This is a genomic window from Streptomyces canus (assembly GCF_030816965.1).
GTDB classification, from domain to species: domain Bacteria; phylum Actinomycetota; class Actinomycetes; order Streptomycetales; family Streptomycetaceae; genus Streptomyces; species Streptomyces canus_E.
Window position 1 is genome coordinate 8,637,031 of sequence record NZ_JAUSYQ010000002.1, and the last position, 21,595, is coordinate 8,658,625.

The following is a 21,595-nucleotide window of genomic DNA, read 5'->3' on the forward strand; positions in this document are numbered from 1 at the left end:
CTCCCCCGGCCGGATCTCCACCGTGTCCGACAGCGCGACCACGGGCACCACCAGTGGCGAGCAGGGCGGTGGGGTAAGGGATACCGTCGGCCTGGAGTCCGGTGAGGCGGACTCCGTGCAGCAGTTCCCGCAGCGGTCCGATGCGTCCGGCGTGTCCGGCGTGTCCGGGGAGGGTTCCGAGGGCGACTGGGATGAGTCGGAGTTGTCGTCCGGCCTGTCCGTCGCCGGGGGGCTGTCGGGAACCGGGTCGTGGGCGTCGTCGTCCGAGGGGGAGCCGGATCAAAGCGGCCTTCACGGTTCGGACTTCTCGTTGCCGTTGGGTGATGGGTCTGCTCGGTCCGGTGAGGTGACCGAGCGCTCTTGGGGGCAGTCCGCGGAGCAGGATCACGCGGCGGGTGTGCCGTTTGCCGCGGGGGAGGTGAGGAGTGAGCGGTGGAGTCCGTTCGGTTCTGGTCGTGGGGGTCCGGAGGCGTTCGAGTTCACCTTCACCGGGGGTGAGGGGGGGCGGCCTGGGGTGCGGCAGCCTGCCGCTTCGGGGGAGCGGGACCAGGTCGGGTATGCGTGGGCCTGGCATCGTGGGGAGACGCTGGGGCAGGACACGATCCGGCTGACGCGGCGGGTGCATCTGGTGGCGCTGGAGGGCGTGGGCGCGGAGCAGGTCACGGCGTACCAAGATGGGGTGTCGCGGGGGTTGGAGGAAGTGGTCAACGGCCGTGAACCCCGGCTTCCCGTCCTGCAGCACGACGAGGTCACCGGCCCGCGACGGCCCGATCCGCTGCTGCGGCTGAGGGTGGAGTGGGTCGACTCCCCCGAGCAGGCGGACACCGTGGTGCAGCTCCATGGCGGCTCGCCGGACCAGGGCCAGATGCGGCAGCGGAACTGGTACATCGGTGCGGGTCCTGCCGGCGCCGTCCACGAACTCTTCCATGGCTACGGTCCGCTGGACGACGAGTCCGACGATCGGGTGCTGCTCACTCCGGTCACCCGGGCCGAGCAGGAGCTCGGCCCGGATGAGTACAGTGCGATGGCCGATCCCCGTAAGGCCGCGGGTAAGCGGATCGTCCTGACGTCCGACCATCTCCGGCAGATCGCCGCTGTCCTCACTCCCTACCTCGGCCGTGTGGCGCCCGGTGAGTATCTTCGTAAGGCGGGTTTGTTCGGCGACGAGTCACGCGCCGCCGATGTGGACCCGGCCATGGACCACCGCGCGGAACCCGCGGGACAGGCGCAGGACGAGGCCGGGGACGGAGCCGGGGACGGGTGGCACGAGGCAGCGGACTTCGCCCAGTCCGTGGGACTGGACGGGATGCTCGACGAGGCTTCGGCGGGCGAGGAGGAAACGGACGGACAGCCTCCGGCCAAGAAACAGCGGCGGGACGATGCGGACGGCGAGCGGTCCGGCGAGCAGGAGTTCGGCGAGCACGAGGTGAACCTCTCGGCAGCGGAGTTCGGGCTGCCTTCCAGCCCGGATTCCCGGGCGGTGTCGCCCAGCGAGCGGTCCGGCGAGCAGGAGTTCGGCGAGCACGAGGTGGACCCCTGGGCAGCGGAGTTCGGGCTGCCTTCCAGCCCGGATTCCCGGGCGGTGTCGCCCAGCGAGCGGTCCGGCACGGCCGAGGAGGAGTCCGGGTGGGACTTCGGCGCGGAGCGGGCGGGGTCGCCGGCTGAGTGGTCCGCCGTGGATGGGGCCGCTTTGGCCGCCGGTGCCGTCGATGGCTTGAGGGGGCCGGCGTTCGGCGGTGGCCAGGCAGAGCCCGGGTCTGGGCGGGACGAGGGTGTCCGCGGCCAGGACGCGGGGGTGAGTGGCGCCGGTGTGGAGTCCGTGGACGGGGCCGTGCCGAACCTGGCGGATCTGCTGCCGGACCAGATCGGCGAGTTCGCGCGTGGGCTGGACGGGGTCGAAGACTCCGGCGTGGAGCTGGCGGGGTCGCAGGCTGAGCGGTCCGGCGTGGACGGGGCCGGGGCGGTGGAGCGGGAGCCCGCGGCTTTGCCGTCCCGCGACGGAGCGTCGGCTGAGCAGCAGTTGCCGGAGAATCGGTTCGCCGGGCCGTTTCTCAGCGAATCGGACGGCGCGTTGGACGGGGATGGCCTGGCGAGGCCCGTGGCGGCCGATCCCGCCGCCGACGGCACCCGGTTTGTCGACGCCGGTGTGGAGTCCGGGGACGGGGCCGTGCCGAACCTGGCGGAGCTGCTGCCGGAGCCTGCCAGCGAGGCGGAGCCGGCGAGGCCTGACCTCGACGTCCCGCACATGCTGATCCCTGCCGCGGTCGCCGAGCACCGCGACGCCGAGCCCCGCGCGGTTAGCGGGCCGGCGGAGCAGAAGCGCCTGCGGGAGCGCCTGAAGTCCCTGAAGGAGGATCTGGGGCTGGAGCCCGACTATGCCGTGGGCGAGGCACTCGGCGCCAGCTATTCGACGGCGTCGACCTGGAAGAGGCCGGGGTCTGTTGTCGGATCCGAGTACGCCCGCCGGATCAACGAGCTGTACGCGCTGGTGGAGGAGGCGAAGGGGCGGCCTGGGTTCGACCCCAAGGCGCTTCTCGCGGCGTGGCAGGCGCGGCCGGAGAACCGTGTGCCGGTGGGCGCGGGTGGCACGGCGCGGTCCGGACCGGATGACGCTGCCCCCAAGATCCTCCTGAAGCTCATACAGCGCGAGCTGGGCGGCGGGTACGGGGCCGTGGCCCGAAAGCTCAGCGCCGGATGGGAGCGCGTCGATGCGGCGTTGGTGCGTGGCTGGATAAGGGGCGGGGTAAAGGGCGGGGCCCCGAACGCGGAACAGATCAGCCGGATCCGCGTTGTGGCCGTCGAAGTGGTCGGCTCCGACAAGCTCGAGAAGTACCAGAAGACCCGGACCCAGCTGGAAGCCCTGACGCGTGCGCATGGGACGCACGCGCGGGCGGCCACGCTGCTCGAGGTCCTCCCGCATACGGTGTCCCGCTTGCTGCGAGGCACTCACCTGGTGGATGGGGAGCTTGCCGCCAGGATCGACGCGGAGTTCGGGCGGTTGCCGGTCGAGGCGCGCGGGGAAGCCCCGGCGGGAGCCGGGGGAGCCGGGGGAGCCGGGGGGCCGAGGTCGGTGTCCGGCACTGCCGGTGGCGCCGCCGGGGTTCTCGGCAAGCGGCGGCGATCGCCGGATGAGCTGGACCAGATCGATGAGTTCGTGCGTGGGCTGGAGTTGGCCGAGGTGGAGTCCGGGTGGGACTTCGGCGCGGAGCGGGCGGTGTCGCCGGCTGAGCGGTCCGGTGTGGATGGGGCCGCTTTGGCCGCCGGTGCCGTCGATGGCTTGAGGGGGCCGGCGTTCGGCGGTGGCCAGGCAGAGCCCGGGTCTGGGCGGGACGAGGGTGTCCGCGGCCAGGACGCGGGGGTGAGTGGCGCCGGTGTGGAGTCCGTGGGCGGGGCCGTGCCGCACCCGGCGGAGCTGCCCGCGGAGCCGGATGAGCCGGACCCGATCGGCGAGTTCGCGCGTGGGCTGGACTTGGCCGAGGTGGAGTCCGGGTGGGACTCCGGCGTGGAGCGGGCGGGGTCGCCGGCTGAGCGGTCCGCCGTGGACGGGGCCGGGGCGGTGGACCGGGAGCCCGCGGCTTCGCCGCCCCGCGACGGAGCGCCGGCTGAGCAGCAGTTGCCGGAGAATCGGTTCGCCGGGCCGTCTCTCAGCGAATCGGACGGCGCGTTGGACGGGGATGGCCCGGCGAGGCCCGTGGCGGCCGCCGACGGCACCCGGTTTGTCGACGCCGGTGTGGAGTCCGGGGGCGGGCCCGTGCCGCACCCGGCGGAGCTGCCCGCGGAGCAGGAGCGCCTGCGGGAGCGCCTGGCCTCCCTCCGGGAGGATCTGCAGCTGAAGTCCGACAAAGCCGTGGCCCGGGCACTCGGGGCCAGCCAGTCGACGATGTTGATCTGGAGGAGGGGGTCTGTTGTCGGATCCGAGTACGCCCGCCGGATCAACGGGCTGTACGCGCTGGTGGAGGAGGCGAAGGGGCGGCCTGCTGGGTTCGACCCCGAGGCGCTCCTCGCGGAGTGGCGGGCGCGGCCGGAGAACCGTGCGCCGGTGGGTCCGGGTGGCACGGTGCGGTCCGGACCGGGTGGCATGGTGCGGTCCGGACTGGATGACGCTGCCGCGGGCCGGGCCAGCGAGAGCCTGTCTTACAAGATCCTCCTGAAGCTCATGCAGCGCGAGCTGGGCGCTCGCCCAGGGTACGGGGCCGTGGCCGCGAGTCTCAGCGCCGGATGGGAGCGCGTCGATGAGGCGTTGGTGCGTGGCTGGATAAGGGGCGGGGTAAAGGGCGGGACCCCGAACCCGGAACAGATCAGCCGGATCCGCGCTGTGGCCGACGAAGTGATCGGCTCCGACAAGCTCGAGAAGTACCAGAAGACCCTGAACCAGCTGAAAGCCCTGACGCGTGCGCTGGGGCAAGAGCGGGCGGCCGAGAAGCTCAAGGTTTTCAAGTCGACGGTGTCCCGCTGGCTGCGAGGCACTCGCCTGTGGGATGACGAGCATGCCGCCAGGATCGACGAGGAGTTCGGGAAGTTGTTGGTCGAGGCGCGCGGGGAAGCCCCGGCGGGAGCCGAGGGAGCCGAGGGAGCCGAGGGAGCCGGGGGAGCCGGGGGAGCCGGGGGGCCGAGGTCGGTGTCCGGCACTGCCGGTGGCGCCGCCGGGGTTCTCGGCAAGCGGCGGCGATCGCCGGATGAGCTGGACCAGATCGATGAGTTCGCGCATGGGCCGGACTGGGTCGAAGACTCCGGCGTGGAGCTGGCGGTGTCGCAGGCTGAGCGGTCCGGCGTGGATGGGGCCGCTTTGGCCGCCGGTGCCGTCGATGGCTTGAGGGGGCCGGCGTTCGGCGGTGGCCAGGCAGAGCCCGGGTCTGGGCGGGACGAGGGTGTCCGCGGCCAGGACGCGGGGGTGAGTGGCGCCGGTGTGGAGTCCGTGGGCGGGGCCGTGCTGCACCCGGCGGATCTGCCCGCGGAGCCGGATGATCAAAGCGACCTTCACGGTTCGGACTTCTCGTTGCCGTTGGGTGATGGGTCTGCTCGGCCCGGTGAGGTGACCGAGCGTTCTTGGGGGCAGTCCGAGGAGCAGGATCACGCGGCGGGTGTGCCGTTTGCCGCGGGGGAGGTGAGGAGTGAGCGGTGGAGTCCGTTCGGTGCCGGTGGTGTGGGGTCGCAGGCGTTCGAGTTCGCCCCGGTCGGTCCTGGGATGCGTAAGGTGGAGCGGGTTTTCGACGGTGAGCTCGTCGAGTTCGACGCACCATGGGAGGTGCGGCGGCCTGACGCTTCGGGGGAGCGGATCGGGGTCGGGTATGCGTGGGCCTGGCATCGTGGGGAGACGCTGGGGCAGGACACGATCCGGCTGACGCGGCGGGTGCATGTGGTGGCGCTGGAGGGCGTGGGCGCGGAGCAGGTCACGGCGTTGCAAGGTGAGGTGTCGCGGGGGTTGGAGGAAGTGGTCAACGGCCGTGAACCCCGGCTTCCCGTCCTGCAGCACGACGAGGTCACCGGCCCGCGACGGCCCGATCCGCTGCTGCGGCTGGGGGTGGAGTGGGTCGACTCCCCCGAGCAGGCGGACACCGTGGTGCAGCTCCATGGCGGCTCGCCGGACCAGGGCCAGATGCGGCAGAGGAACTGGTACACCGGTGTGGGTCCCGTCGTCTACGTTCACGAACTCCTCCATGGCTTCGGTGTGCGGGACGACGTGGCCGACGCGCGGGTGCTGCTCACTCCGGGTGGGCGGGCCGAGCAGGTGCTCGGTGAGGGTGAGTCCAGTGTGATGGACGATCCCGATCGGGTCGCCGAGGGTGAGGAGGGGCTCGTCGTCCTGACGTCCGACCATCTCCGGCAGATCGCCGTTGTCCTCACTCCCTACCTCGGCGGTGTGGCGCCCGGTGAGTATGTTCGTAAGGCGGGTTTGTTCGGCGACGAGTCACGCGCCGCCGATGTGGACCCGGCCATGGACCACAGCGCGGAACTCGCGGGACAGGCGCAGGGCGAGGCCGGGGACGGAGACTGGGACGGGTTGCTCGGGGCAGCGGACTTCGCCCGGTCCGTGGGACTGGACGGGCTGTTCGACGAGGCTTCGGCGGGCGAGGAGGAAACGGACGGACAGCCTCCGGCCAAGAAACAGCGGCGGGATGATGCGGACGGCGAGCGGTCCGGCGAGCAGGAGTTCGGCGAGCACGAGGTGAACCTCTCGGCAGCGGAGTTCGGGCTGCCTTCCAGCCCGGATTCCCGGGCGGTGTCGCCCAGCGAGCGGTCCGGCACGGCCGAGGAGGAGTGGGCGAACGGGTGGGGCTGGTCGGGCTTGTCGCCTTCGGGGACGGAGGACGGGGCGGTGGACCGGGAGCCCGCGGCCGAGGGAGCCGAGGGAGCCGGGGGAGCCGGGGGGCCGAGGTCGGTGTCCGGCACTGCCGGTGGCGCCGCCGGGGTTCTCGGCAAGCGGCGGCGATCGCCGGATGAGCTGGTCCAGATCGATGAGTTCGCGCATGGGCTGGACTGGGTCGCGCAGACGGCGCCCGCCTCCGAAGCCGGGGACGGCGCGACGGCCCCCGGGCAGGATGCTGCTGACGCGCCGCCCCCCGTGGACGAGCAGATGGTGCACCCTGCCGAGGGCGCGCACCTGGTGCGGGATCCCATGGAAACCGGCTCCACGGTGGAGGACCAGGAATCCGAGGAAGACGCCGGGGATCTGGCACCCGCGGTGGACTACAACATTGAACGCCAGCATGTGGCGGAGCCGGAGGAAGCGGGACGCGCCGCTTCCGTGCGTGGTGCGTCGCCTGCCCAGGACACCGGATCCGAGGAGGGCGCCGGGTCCGAGTCCGACGCCACGGGGCAGGACAACGTCTCCACCCGGATCGAGCCGGCGGCCGACGAGCGCCGGTCGCCGGGCGTCGGCCGTTCCCTGCCGAGGCGGTTCCCCCCGGCCGTGGCGCCCCAGGAGGGCGAGACTGCGGCCGTCCAGCAGCCACGGCCCGCAAAGGAGCCCCCGGTGGGCTACCCCCCGGTGGACGAGATGGTGCACGAGACGGATCGCCCCTTCCTGGAACGGGCGCTTGTCGCAGGAGAGCGGGTGTGGCTGTTCGGTGACGCTGACCCGGAAGAGGTCTTCACGAACGGCGTTCGCGCCCCGGATCCCGACAGCCGCACCGAGCTGTGGTACTGGGCAAGCAACAATCCGGCACGTACCCAGTTCATCGCAACCACCCGCGATTTCAGCCGGTTCCGCGATAAGCGATACCGCTGGGAGATCCACTCCTGGCTGAACTCCGAGCCCAGGGGCGTAAACCTCAATAAGGTCATCCTGATACAGAAGGCGAGCTCACATCATCATCTCCGCGCGACGTGGAGGAGCGCTCACGACGTATCAGAGATCACTTTCACCGGCTCCATTGATCCGCAGGCCTTCCGTAGTGTCTATGACAGTCTCAAGGACCGTACCGGGTATTGGAATCGGGTGACCCGCACGGTCGACTGGTATCCGGGGCAGCTCCAGTCGCGGGACAATCCGGGCGCTGCCGGCCGGCCGGCCGATGCCGCGGCGGAGCGGCAGGACGACCGACCCGCTTCTGTGTCTTCCGAGGCGGTCGCGTCGGCGGCCCCGGAGGCCCGGTCCGGGTGGGACGGTACCGAGGGCGGACACGTGCCGGGTGAGTCGGTTCGCCTGGGCGACTCCGAAGCCGAGGCGCCGGCCGCCGGTCCAGGGACCGGGGACGCCGCTGCGGACCTCGCTCGCGAGAGAGCCGGTGAGGAGTCCGAAGAAGCGGATGGAGCTGACGCACCCACGGCATCCGACGCGTCACAGGCACCCGCGGACGACGAGGCGTCATCGGGAACGGTCGGGCCGATGCCTTTGGTCAGTACTGCAAGCAGCGCACCGGAGGACGAGATGTCCGCCGGTGCGGACGGGCAGCCCGGCCACAACCAGCGGGTGTTCGACGTGGCGCCCGCGGCGGGACACCGCACAGTGCACGAGATGGTGCACGAGGAGGATCGCCCCTTCCTGGTGCTTGTCGAACGAGAGCGGGTGTGGCGGTTCGGTGACGCTGACCCGGAAGAGGTCTTCACGAACGGCGTTCGCGCCCCGGATCCCGACAGCCGCACCGAGCTGTGGTTCTGGGCAATGACCACTTCGGCACGTACCCAGTTCATCGGAACCACCGACAATTTCGATCTGTGGTTCCGCAACAAGCGATACCGCTGGGAAATCCACCCCAGGCTGAACTTCGAGCCCAGGGGCCTACACCTCGATTACACCATCGCGAAGCAGAAGGCGGGCTCACATCTCCCCGCGACGTGGAGGAACACTTACGACGAATCAGAGATCACTTTCACCGGCTCCATTGATCCGCAGGCCTTCCGTAGTGTCTATGACAGTCTCAAGGACCGTACCGGGTATTGGAATCGGGTGACCCGCACGGTCGACTGGTATCCGGGGCAGCTCCAGTCGCGGGACAATCCGGGCGCTGCCGGCCGGCCGGCCGATGCCGCGGCGGAGCGGCAGGACGACCGACCCGCTTCTGTGTCTTCCGAGGCGGTCGCGTCGGTGGCTCCGCCGGCCGGGTCCGGGTGGGACGGTACCGAGGGTGGGGACGTGCCCGTCGCGTCGGTTCCCCTGGGCGAGGAGGCAGCAACCGGATCTGACGCTCCCCCGGTGGACCACGCGGCACAGGCGCCCGCGGACGGCGAGTCGGCTACGGCGCCCCAGAACCGCACCACCCCCCGAGCAGCGGGGACCGGTGGCCTCGGCGTGGTCGCTGAGCAGGTGCTGCTGGGGTTGGGGCAGCCGGATACCGATCGGCGGATCGCGGACCAGCCCGGGGCCGATGGAGCGTCCCAGGCGGACTACCGCGGTCGGCCTGCGCAGGATCACGCCGACCAGGCCGAGCCGGAGGGTGACGACACGCCGGCTGGGGAGTCGGACGGGCCGAATGCGGTGCCTGCGGTCGATGACCCGGTGGCCGTCGGCGATGCCCGGTCCGGGCCGGAACGCATGGGCTCGACGGCGGAGGCCGTACCGGCGCAGGGCGGGCCGCAGTCCCCTGCGGCCACTGAGCCGACGGTGTCCCCAGCGGACGGGCAGATGGTGCGGTCCGGCCAGGGCCACAGCGGGGAACTGGCGGGTGAGCGGGGGGCCGACGCGTCCGGCCTGTCCGAGGAAGGTTCCGAGGGCGACTCGGATGAGTGGGGGTTGTCGTCCGGCTGGACCGTCCCCGGGGGGCGGTCGTCGTGGGAGTCGTTGTTCGAGGCGGAGTCGGATCGGAGCGACCTTCGCGGTTCGGACTTCTCGTTGCGGTTGAGTGATGGGTCTGAATCCGGTGATATTGAGGGGCCGGATACGGCGTTCTACGGCGCCGGCGCCGCGGCTGACGCATCCCGGTCGGCGTCGGCCGAAGTGGTTTCCCCCGTCGCCTCGTCCGCCGGTGCCACCAGCGATGGGTCTGCTCGGCCCGGTGAGGTGACCGAGCGCTCTTCGGGACAGTCCGAGGAGCAGGATCACGCGGCGTCCGAGGAGGGCGCCGGGTCCGCCCCTGAGGTTGGTGAGCGGCCGTCGACACAGTCGTCCACGGTGGGTACGGCAGACGCGGGCGCCGAAGTGATCGAGGAGCGGGCCGGCCAGGACTACCGCGGGGAACTGGCCGATGAGGATGGGTTTAGCCGCCCAGGTTCCGATGAGTCGTTCCGGCCCTCGTTGTCGATTGACTCGTCCTGGGGTCGGAACGAGATGAACGAGATGGCCGGTGGGGAGCCGGTTGCAGTTGTGGAAGAGCCGGCGCCTTCCTTGGTCGAGCGTTTCATGGGCTCCGTCCGTGCCATCTGGGAGATGGCCCGTTCGATGGGTGGGAGGGGCCTTTCTTGGTTCGGTCTTTTCTTGGGGAGGGTTCAGGACTCTCTGCGGCGCCTGGTCTACTCTCTGCGGGGCCTGGTCTATGGCCAGGCGTCGAACTCCTCGTCGGGCGCCCCTGTGGGGAACGTCGACGGACGGGCCGAAGAGAGCGAGTTCGACCGGTCGGATTCGGGTGTGTCGGCGAGGCCTTGGAATGATCCGCGTGAGTCCATTTCGAGTGAGCTGAGCGACGATTTCTTCGGAAGAGCCGGTACTGCGCTGCAGTTCCCGCAGCGGTCCGATGCGTCCGGCGTGTCCGAGGCGGGTTCCGAGGGCGACCGGGATGAGTCGGAGTCGTCGTCCGGCTGGACCGTCCCCGGGGGGCGGTCGAGAACCGAGTCGCGGGAGTCGTTGTTCGAGGCGGAGTCGGATGAGTCGTTCCGGCCCTCGTTGTCGATTGACTCGTCCTGGGGTCGGAACGAGATGGCCGGTGTCGACGGACGTGCGTCCGTTTCGAGTGACCTGAGCGATGCTGGTGAGCAAGCGGCTGTCGGCAACATTTCCCTGGGGCGCACCGGAGCCGAAGGAGCCGATACCGGCCGGATGCCGGCTGCCGAGGACGCCTTGCCCGCAGCCGGTCGCACCACCCCGGCCACCGAGTCGCTGGAACCGGCGGACCCCGACGCGGAGGAGCGCGCGGGCTCGACGGCGGAGGCCGTCCCGGCGCAGGGCAGGTCCGAGTTCGACGCGCCGTGGGCGGAGTTCGACGGGTCGGATTCGGGTGAGTCCGAGTGGAGTGAGCTGGGCGACGATGATGTCGACGCGCTCGAGAACGCTCGCGCCGAGGTGCGGGATCACATGCGACGGTGGGACGGGGCCCCGGGGGGGCTCGGTGACGCGGTCGAGATCGACGGGTCGGATTCTGATGGGGCGTCGTGGACTTCGGATGATTCGGGTGAGTCCGAGTGGAGTGAGCTGGGCGACGATGATGTCGACGCGCTCGAGAACGCTCGCGCCGAGGTGCGGGATCACATGCGACGGTGGGACGGGGCCCCGGGGGGGCTCGGTGACGCGGTCGAGATCGACGGGTCGGATTCTGATGGGGCGTCGTGGACTTCGGATGATTCGGGTGAGTCCGAGTGGAGTGAGCTGGGCGACGATGATGTCGACGCGCTCGAGAACGCTCGCGCCGAGGTGCGGGATCACATGCGACGGTGGGACGGGGCCCCGGGGGGGCTCGGTGACGCGGTCGAGATCGACGGGTCGGATTCTGATGGGGCGTCGTGGACTTCGGATGATTCGGGTGAGTCCGAGTGGAGTGAGCTGGGCGACGATGATGTCGACGCGCTCGAGAACGCTCGCGTCGAGCTGCGGGATCACATGCGACGGCGGGACGGGGCCCCGGGGTGGCTCGGTGACGCGGTCGAGATCGCTCGCGCCGTTGTGGAGCCGGACCGCACGCAAGGGTGGGTCGGGAGCATTGGGGGCAGGCTCGATCTCAGGCGTTTCGAGGCGCGGCGGTACCGGTTGCCGGCGGGGGACTTCGGGACCCGCGCGGTAGTCCGCATATTCCTCGACCGAGCAGACGGCGCGCCCGTCACCGAGGACCAGTTGGGCGAGGTGGCTCGGCGGGCTCAGGAGGGTGTCGAGCAGCGGTACAACGGCGGCTACCGCCTTCCCAACGGGGACCTGTTCCGCGTCGACCTGGAGTTCGTCAGCGCCGAGGACGCTCATCACACCGTCACGGTGCACGCCGAGTTCGAGCGGGAGAACCACCGCAACTGGGCGCTCCGCACTGAGTCCGACGTACTGGCCCACGAGGTGGGGCACCTGCTGGGCCTGGAGGACGAGTACCGCGAGAACACGAAGTACGGCGACCGCACGGTGTATCCGGACGAGTCCCTGATGGCCGGTTACAACGTGGACGGCAGGGGACGTCCGCTCGTGGACGATGACCACGATGGCGCGGACAATGACCACGTGGTCGAGGGCGCGGGCTTGACCAGGATGCGGATTGCCCCCCGTCATCTGAAGCAGATCGGTTCGGCCATCGAGGCTGCCCTGAGGACGGCCCGTCTGCGGTCCGAAGGTCAGGTGGTGTTCTCCACCGCCGACGGACTGCGGCCCCGGGCGGACGGGCTGCCGACTCGCGTCCACTTCTCCTTCGATACCCGGGTGGCCGTGTTGTATGGCGAGCCTCGCGCCGGGGGCGGCGGTCATCTGCCGCCCAAGGGCATGTCGTGGCGTCCGCGGCCGGTCGCGCTGGAGGGGACGGCCAACCCCAACGGGACCTATCGCGCCGAGTACCCGGGGCTCCGGGTGCGGCCGGAACTCGCGGACCGCTCGCGGACCGTCGCGGGCGACCTGCACGTTCCGCAGAGGCAGCCGCAGCGCGGTCAGATGATGTTCCCCGCCCACTGGGATGAGGACCACGCCGTCTACGCCGCTGAACAGGCCTACCTGCATGCCCTGCGGGAAGACCGTGTCCTCCCCGTCGAGGGCAGGCCTGGCGTCTATGTCTGGACCGGCGAGTACGACGGAGTACGTATCACAGGGGAATTCACCATCGGCCCGCCGCGCGTGCGCTTCTTCCGTCCCTCCGACGATCAGCCCGACAAGCCCGGCCCCGCCCACGCGGCACCCCCGCCACCGGCAGTCGGGTCGGACACCCGCCCGGTCTTCGGCCGCCGGGTCGAGGACGTGGTCCGGTACGGCGACCGCCGCACCCGCAGCGGCGCATACCACGAGCCCAAGGTGGATCGGGCGGAACAGCAGTCTTTGTTTTTCTACGGCCTGTCGATCTCCACTGTCCGGGAGCATGACAACGGTACGTACGAGGCCGGCGTCTGGTTTCTTGACCCCGCGCTGCGCCCCAGAGACGACGAGACGGTCGATCCGCTCAGGTGGCATCTGCACCAAGACGGGGACCACCACGTCATGTTTCCCAAGGAGTGGACTCCGGACTACCTGCTGGACGCCGTTGAGTCGGCGCACGTTGAGGCTATCGCCGCGAACAGGGTCCGGAAGGTGGACGACCGCGGCACCTACCACTGGATCGGCGATGCGGCCCTTGAGTCGGCGCACGACGGGGGCATCGCCGCGAATACGGTCCGGAAGGAGGACGACCGCGGCACCTACCACTGGGTCGGCTATGTCGAGTGGATCCGTGTGGAGGGCCTGGTCCGGGACGGCCATCATGTCGTATACCGGCCCACGCAGATGCAGCCGTACAACACCTGGCCCGCCGTCGAGCCGGTCGGCGAGGCGGCCGGCTCGCCGTCGGCCACCCGTGAGGGACAGGTTCCGGCTTTCGCTGTCCGGCACGTGCTGTTCAAGAACGGGCAGCGGGGTCTCGACTTCGTCAAACGCATCCACCTGGTCGTCCCGCCCGGCACCGACGACAACGAGGTGAACGAGGACTGGAGCGACTTGGAGACAATGGTGTCCGAAGAATACGGCCGCTCCGCGCGCGGACCGCGGGCGGACGCAGCACTGGTCCGTCTGTCGTTGGCCCGTGCCGCGAGTGCCGAGGAAGCGCACCACTCATTCACCGCCGGTGACCTGGGCGCGCTGATGGACAACATCATGGCCGTGATGCCCAGGGCGCGGGCGCTGCACAGCCTTGCTGGGGATCTGCTGGACAGCGCGGCGCTGACGGCCGACGCATGGCGGCCGCCCGCCGGTACCGATGGGGTGGCCCTGCAGCGGGCCCTCGAACTTCTCGACCTGGCAGACCCCTTCAGCCGGCCCACCACGCTGCGCGAACCCGACCCGGCGGACCCCGGCGCGCGGTTCGAGGACGAACCCGGCCCGCTGGACGGTTCGACCGACTCGGCACAGCCAGCGGAACACCAGACAGAGGAAGGGGCCGCCGGTCCGACACCGCCCGGTGTGCGGCCGGCGGCAGGGTCCGACCACGGTGCGTCACCTGACATGGCGCTCGCGGGGAACCCCGCCAGGGACTCCCTTGACTCCCTGGACTCCATGGACTCCCTGGACTCCCTGGACTCCATGGAGGGTAACGAGGAGGCCGGAGAACCGGCCAACCCGGACGTGCTGCCCGTCGTGAGCGCGGACTGGCCGACGGGGTCGGATTCAGGGGCCGACGAGGACGCCCCGGACGCCACCTCCGCTGAGCGTGCCCAGGACTCCGGGGAGAGGGAACTGCGCCCTCACCGACTTGCAGACGGGTCGGAACCCGGTGAACAGGAAGGGGCTGCCGAGGGGGCCCGGGGCCAGACGGCCGAGACCAGTAGCACCCCGCGCGGCCAGGGCGGCGAGCAGCGAAGTGTGATCGGCCCGATCGAGTCGGAGCTCAACGCGAACCGGCCGCCGCGCATCGACCTTTCCATGACGTCGCCGTCGCCGGCCGAGGGGCCCGTGGTGTACTCCGATGGAAGCCGGATGCCGGACTACCTGACCACCGGATACGCCGCCGGCGAGACCCAGGGACGCAGTTACGGCTTCAGCCAGGTGACCCTGCGAGGGGCCGACATGGTCGTACGGGAGATCGGTGAGCGGCTGGGCGAGGACCAGGGCAGCGCCCCTGGCCTGCCCACGGCGCTGGAGCACCTGCGGGGCGCGCTCGGCACCACCCCGCAGGTCTTCCACGGCGACGGGTACGAATCCCCCGCCTTCGGCCACGACCGGGACCAGGTACTCAGGGTGACTACCCGGCCCTACGGGACCTCGGAGCGGTTCACCGACGTTCAGGACGATCCGCCCGTGCTGCAGGCGAACGCGGCGAGCAGCGTCACCACAGGCGCCACCAAGGCGGTGTCCAGCGGGACGCAACTGTCGCTCGGCGTGAACGTCGGACCACCGGCGGCGGGCGTGTCGGCGCGCGTAGGCGGGACGGCGGGAGTCACCCGCTCGCAGCGGTACGTCATGCGGGACCAGACCGCCGTCAAGAACGAGCGACGCTCCACGGAAGGGGCACACCTCCACCTGGACGACGTGTGGTACGAGGTCTCTGTCGTACGTCCGACGCCGCTCGAAAGTGCCGTCGGCGGGCAGAGCAGCAGCGCCCCGGACGAGGACATGTTCGGCTTCGCGGTGCGGCACGGGCTGGCGGTGCGGCTCCCGGACAGTGAGACGGCATCCGGCGAACCGGGTCCGGGCCGCCGGTCGGCGCCGAGCAGGATCGAGCTGGGGCCGCAGTCCGACTACCGGCTGGTGCACACCGAGGGGTACGGGCCCGTCAAGGACCTGCGGGACAGGCTTCTGGCCGAGGTGGGGGCCGCTCCGGGCAGTCCGGCGTATGACCAGATCACCGGGTTCTTCAGCGCGGACACCTTCCACCGTGTGGCGGACCGGCTCGCCCGAGGCGCTGTCACCACGGGGCTGTTGTCGGCGGACGACGGGTCGCCGCTGGGAGCGATCGTCGTGGAGAGGGTCGTGCCCGGCGAGGCCCGGTTGCTCAGCGAGAGCAGTGCTGTCGAGCTGAAGCACTACATCCAGCAGACCGTCACGAACGAACGTGCCGTGTCCAGGACGTCCAGCAGAGGACTCAGTGCGCGCGTCGGGGGGTACTTCGGCCTGGACAGCCCGGCCTGGGGCCCGCTCGTGACCGGTATCGGCGGCAGCCTGAGCCGTGCCGCCACACAGGGCACCGTCTTCGGAGCCTCGGGGACACGTAAGATCGGAGGCAAATACAAGGACGTGCCGACGGCGTTGTACCGGGTCTCCAAGACGGTGACGGTGCGCTGGGCGGGTTCCCCCGAGCCCATCCGCTTCGAGACCTGGAGTCTCGACCGGATGCTGCACACGGAGGCGCGCCGCCTCGCGGGCTGGCCCGACGGCACGACCCTGCGCACGAGGAACGGCAACGAACCCTTCGCGCCGCCGTACCTTACGGTCGACCGCCCTGCGGTGCTGGGCATGAGCAGGCCCGAGGCCTTCACCTACGACAACGGCGACCTGGTGCGGGACGGCTGGCGCGGCTGGCTCGAGGTCGTCACGGACACGGTGATCCGCGATGCCGCCTCCCTCTATCCGGACCTGCTCGCCCCGCTGGAGGACTTCGGCGCCCCGGGGAGCTCCGGCCGCTGGCGGGACGCGCAGCACTACAACCTGGCGTTGCAGAACACCCTGGCGGTCATGAATGTGCTGTCCCACCACGGCATGGCCGGCAGCCTGGAGGCGCTCACCACGACCGGGATCAGGCTCGACCTGATGACCAGGCCGAGCGCTCTGCTGCGCCCCCATCTGTCGCTGCACATCAGCGGTCAGCTGACCGGACGCCGCTACGAGGGCACCCAGAACGACTTCACCGTGAGGGTCAGCGCGCCCGGCACGACACGCCTCGACGGCTCGTACGGGGTGACACGCGCCGGAGGCGTGGGGACCGACACGAGCGTACGGGTCAACCTGGCGGAGTCGTCCCGGCATGCGGTCACCGTCTCGGCCGTCCCCTGGTACGAGCGCGCAGTGGAGCGCGGAGGGGACCACGGCTCGACCGTCTCGCACGAACCGATGGCCATGAGTTCCAAACCGTCCCACCTGTACAGCTACGCACTGGAACTCACCGCGCGGATCGACGGGTTCTCGCGCTACCGCCGCGCCGTGCGGGCCTCCTCGCTGGGCGTGCTCGGCGGTCCGTCCTTCCTCCACGAAGAGGGGGGCATCGCCTCCGAGTCCCTGCGCGGCCGGGTCCTGCTGTCCGTGCCGGACGAGCACACCCCCGCCACCGATCCGCAGGCGGACCTCTCGGGCCGCCCCGTGTCCGACGTGGAACCACTGGAACCGGCCCGAGCACGCGCCCTGGTGACCGGCGAGCCCTACGCCCCGGACGATGCGCTGACGGTGCCCGAGAGCCACGGACAGGAGGTGTCCGGCGACGAGGACCTCTGGCAGGGCAGGTTCGGCGACCACCCCTACCAGACGTTCAGCGTCGGCGCGCACCCGGAACTGGTCCGCGCCGCCGAGGATCTGATGGCGGAGCTGTCCGGCGAATCCTGGCGCTTCACCAGGACCGGGGCCCTGCCGCACGACGCCCTGGTGCGGCACTTCCAGCCGCACTACCTCGCCGCCGGCTTCGACCAGGCGTCCGTCCCCGCGGGCTCCCGGCTTCTGTTGAGAGCCCAGGGCGGGTTGCGGGACATAGAGGCCACGGTGGTGCACCGGATGCGGCTCGTCGGTCCACTCGTCGTGTCCAAGCCTGACACGATCGCGACCGATGAATCGCACGCCATGGATCTGCAGACGTCGGCGTCGGTGAGCACGACCCGGTCCCGTTCCTGGGCCCTGGGGGTCACCGCCGCGCACACGCTGACGGGGCCGGACGGAACCGTGCTCAGCACCTTCTACGGCCTCTCTTACAGCCGGGGCGGCTCCCGCGCCTCGACCACTGCCGTGTCGCGCAAGGTGACCCTCGAGGTCGGCCGCAGCGCCGCCGGCCACCACGTCCTGATCACAGGCAACACCCAGCACGAACTCGCCGGCGCACTGCGTCCGGTCGGCGCCCTCGGCCCGCTGCTGAGCCCGCTCTACCGGAACAGCTGGGCCGGCAAGAGGCTGACGTTCACCGGGGACTGGCTGGGCCACCTGCCGGAGAAGGCCGTGCATGAGCTCGGCCTCGTCCAGGACGGGCTGGGCGAGGTTCCGCGTTACACCGACAGGCCGTGGACGCAGCCGAACTGGCTGCATGACCGTCCGTTCGGCTCGTATGCCGCCAACACGCTGGACGCCGGCAAGGTGCTGGCCGCCTTCGACCGGCAGTTGCGGGACTGGGGCGTCGACGAGACGGGGCGTGAACGGCTGCGTGACATGATCTCTCCGCGAGCGCTGGGGGCCCTGCGCGAGCAGATGACGTCCACCGGCGCCGTCACCCGTACCCGTGTGGGCAACCGAAGCTGGCATGGCATCCGTATCGGCAGCCGGTACGGCTCTCTGCGGCTGGAACTCATCGCCGGCAAGCCGATGTTCGACCGCCTCGACCACGGACTCACCGTGTGGGACGTCCGGGTCGCCACCATGAGCGAGACGGAGGCAACATCAGCGGCAACCTCCCGTGGGGTCAACTGGGGCATCACGCAGAGTACGGGAACCCTCTCCTCCGTCGCGACGCCGAGCCCGGGTGACGTCACGGCTGTACGGGCCGGCCTGAGCGGAGGGGTCGGCCATGCGGATCGCATGTCCTCCAGCCGGTCCCGCACGCGCCAGAAGGAGCAGTCCTTCTCCACAACCGAGCCGCACGCCGAATTTCTCACCGGCTACAAGCTGCGGCTCACGCTCGACCTCGGAAACGGCGAGACCGCCACGACGGAGGGCTCGGTCGGCTCCCTGCGGGAGCAGGTACCGCTGAGTCTGACGGTCCCCGACGCCCGCCCCGCCGCAGGGGGTGACCCGCTCGGCACGCCCACGCCGGACACCCCGGCGCGGTCGGTCAGGCTGCGAGCGCCGGGGGACGTCACCCAGGAGGCCGTCGACCGCTGGCGTTCCACCGCGCGGCCCGACGGCACCCAGGCGCCCTTCGAGCCCCCGGCCCAGGGCTTCCAGGTACGCCGCGTCATCGGTCTGGAGAACCTCAGGGAGGCCGGCGACCTGGCCCTCGCCATGGCGTACGGCATGCCTGTCAGCCGTGTGAACGGCGTCGCGCACGAGCTGACCGGACTCGCTCTGGACGCGGCGCTGGGCGATGCGCGTCGCACGGCGCTCACCCGGCCCGGCACGGTGTCGGCACTCGCCCTGGACGAGGGGATCAGCGACGCGGCGCTGGCCGCCTTCTACGCGGAGAGCGCGGCCGCGGACGGCTACCGCGTGGTGGGACTGAACGACGACACGTCCACGAACTGGGCCCACGGTCACTACCGGATCCACTCCAAGCCGGACTTCTCCCGGGCCACCCTGCTGACGGTGTTCCCCGACAGCAGCATGTTCGCCGACGAAGGGGACGCCACCAGCACCGGCGCCGCGCTCTCGTACGCCGCGAGCCAGGGCGTCACGACCACGCTGCAGCCGGTTGTCTCCGCCGGCCAGGCCGTCTCGGCCGTCCCGGCCGTCTCCGGGACAGGACCCGCCTCCGGCGAGGCCGACGAGCATGCCGTCTCGGCCGCGCGGAGTGGCGCGACAGGCACCGAGCGAAGCGGTCGCACCTTCCTGTTCGCCATCCCGACCGGCTGGCTCGGTGTCGCCGAGGTGGAGCGATGGATGGCGTTCGGCCGCGTCAGGCCCCTTCCACAGGGTGCTCACGCGGACACCGTGCTCATCGCGCTCGTGAGCGAGGACGTGGCCCGGGAGTGGGGCCTTGTCGACGACGGGAACTTCCCGCCCCGGGTCGCGGACGCGTGGGCTGATGTCAGCAAGGCGGGCAATGCCTGGGTTGCCGCGGACGACGCCTACTGGAAGAAGCGCCGTGAGGTGGCCGAACTCCCGGAGGAGGCTCCGGAGCTGAAGAGCACGGTCCTGCAGCCTCTGCTCGACCGGGCCGAGGCCGCGGCCGGCGAGTTCCATCGGGTGCGGGCGGCGGCCGACCGGCTCACTCGCTGGCACCGGCTGCCCGCCGAGGCGCACCGGCCCGGTGAGCCGGAGTTGCGCGCGGGCCTGCCCGAACCGCTTGCCGTGGAGTTCACCGTGGCGGACGGCGAGGTGAAGGCCGGGCACCTCGTTTACGAGGTGCGGGACGGCGTGGCCGGCGATCCCGGGCTGCTCGTCTCGCCGGAGGGCGACCAGTCGTACACGCTGTACGAGGTTCCCGAGGACGGGGACGGCTTCTTCCATGCCCTTGCCGAAGGGCTGCATCATGTCGACCCCGGCCTGCTTGCGCAGCGGGTGGACGTGACGGACCGGCAGGAGATGGTCGGGGGTCTGCGCCGACTGCTCGCCGACGAGCTGAGCGATCCGGAGAACGCCGGCCTGCTGGACTTCACCTCGCCCGACACCGGGGACGAGTTCGGGGTTGAGGAGCTGCAGGCCGGCGGGGTGACCTCCGAGAACACCGTCAGGCTCAGCGGGCTGAAGCCCGCCACGATGGGCTTGAGCAGGTCCGAGCGCCGCGAGTTCGCGGAGTCCGGTCACATACCGCTGCACGTGAAGCTTCCCGAAAGGCAGCGTGCCGGTCTCGCGCGCGAGCAGTTGCTGCGGGGGGGTGACGCCGCCGATAAGACGCATTGGGATCACGGCGCCGCCGACCTGTTGCCCGCGCTGGCCGCCCGGCACTTCGGCGCATGGGTCACCGTGGTCGGCGCGGACGGGCGGTTCCAGGACTTCCGGCCCCCGCTCTCCGAGGCCGGGGACCCCGGCCAGGAGCAATTGCCGCACGTTGTGCTGTATCTGAGTGACCGGCACTACCGGCCGGCCCTGCCTTCGGGCGATGCCCGGCGGCAGCCTGCTCTGCCCGAGGCACCGCCCCGGACCCCGGAGGCCGGCCGGGAGGCGGACGCCGCCGTGTCCGGCACGCCTCAGAACCGGGCGCAACGGCCCGCGTATGCCGTGGCGCCGTGGGCAGCCGGTACGGGCGGCTGGGGCACCACCCGCGTCGGCGACAAGACGAGACTGATCGGCCCGGACGGCACCGCCCACACCATCCGTGAGCCGCAAGAGGCCGGCAACGGCTTCTGGTCGGCGGTCTTCACAGGGCTGAGGCCGCAGGGCGTCACCGAGCGAGCCCTCCTCACGCGTGCGCTTGCCGAAGGAGTCTGGCTGGACCGCGGGACACCGTTCACGGACGAGGAACTCGCCCGTGCCGGGCTCTCCGAGGAGACGATCGAGTCCGTGCGTCGTCGGCGGGCGGATGGTGGGCTCGCGCAGGATTTGGAGCTCACCGAGCAGCAGGAAAAGGCCCTCGGCGATCAGTTGTTCACCGACCGCGGCTGGAATGAGGCGACCGAGCGGACGGCCGTCGCGCAGGTGGCCTCCTACGGCGTGAACGTGACCGTGGTGGGTGAGGACGGCACCTCCAGCAGCAACCGCGCTCCCGGCGAGGGATCTTTGAGGCCGGAACTGGTCCTGTACCGCAGGGGTAGGGAATACCTGCTGGCCGAGCCGGTGGCCGACGACGACGGCCCGGGCACGTCGCCCACAGACGCCGAAACCCTGCCCCCGTTGCGAACAGACACTCAGGTCATCGAGGTTCGGCCGGAGGAGGAGAGCACGCTCGACCAGGCGACCCCGGCATCTGCCGCCAACGCGCCGGGGCCGGCCGACCATGCCCCGCCTGCTGTTGCGGAAGGCACCCAGGCCGGGGAACCGGCCGAGACAGATCCGACGACTGTGGTCGATTCCGGCGTCACCGGGGACGAGTTGGACGGCGGCGACACAGCTACAGACCCCGGCGACGGGGCGGCCCATTGGCGTGACATCGCGGATGTATTCTTGCCGTCCCGGGCTCCGGGGGACGTTCCCCGGCGATCCCCGGCAGAGGGCGCCTCGGCCGGGCCGGACCGACACGAGAAACTCGAACAGCTGCTCGACTCCCCCGCCGTGCTGGACACTCGTGTGGGGCGCGAGCACGTGCAAGGCCTGCCGTACTCACCGTCGGCCGCGGCTACGTGGGTTCTGGCACCCGACACCGAACTGCCTCTGCGCGATACGCTCCGTCGCGAGGACCGTGCGAGTGTGCTGGACGTGCTGGACAGGCATCCGGAGCTCTTCCCGGTAAAGGTGCGGGAGAGTTTGGCCCGGCTGACCGGAGAGGAGGAGGGCGGGTTGCTGCCCGAGTAGTCACGTCCCGTAGGCGCCGCGTGCCGGGCAGGCGAGCCACACGTGAACCGCCCGCTGTGAACCTTCGCCGCCCCACAGGCGGCGGCCCGGCCCTGTGTCACACCCCCAGAGCCGTCCTGGGCCCAC

1 protein-coding gene is annotated in these 21,595 nt (G+C 70.9%); it reads left to right on the forward strand.

Features of this window, described 5'->3' with window-relative positions; translation table 11 throughout:
- The first annotated feature begins 514 nt into the window (after positions 1-514).
- Entirely contained in the window at positions 515-21,469 is a 20,955-nt protein-coding gene (locus tag QF027_RS40450; RefSeq protein ID WP_307080396.1) for an EndoU domain-containing protein, read from the forward strand.
- Positions 21,470-21,595: the final 126 nt, after the last annotated feature.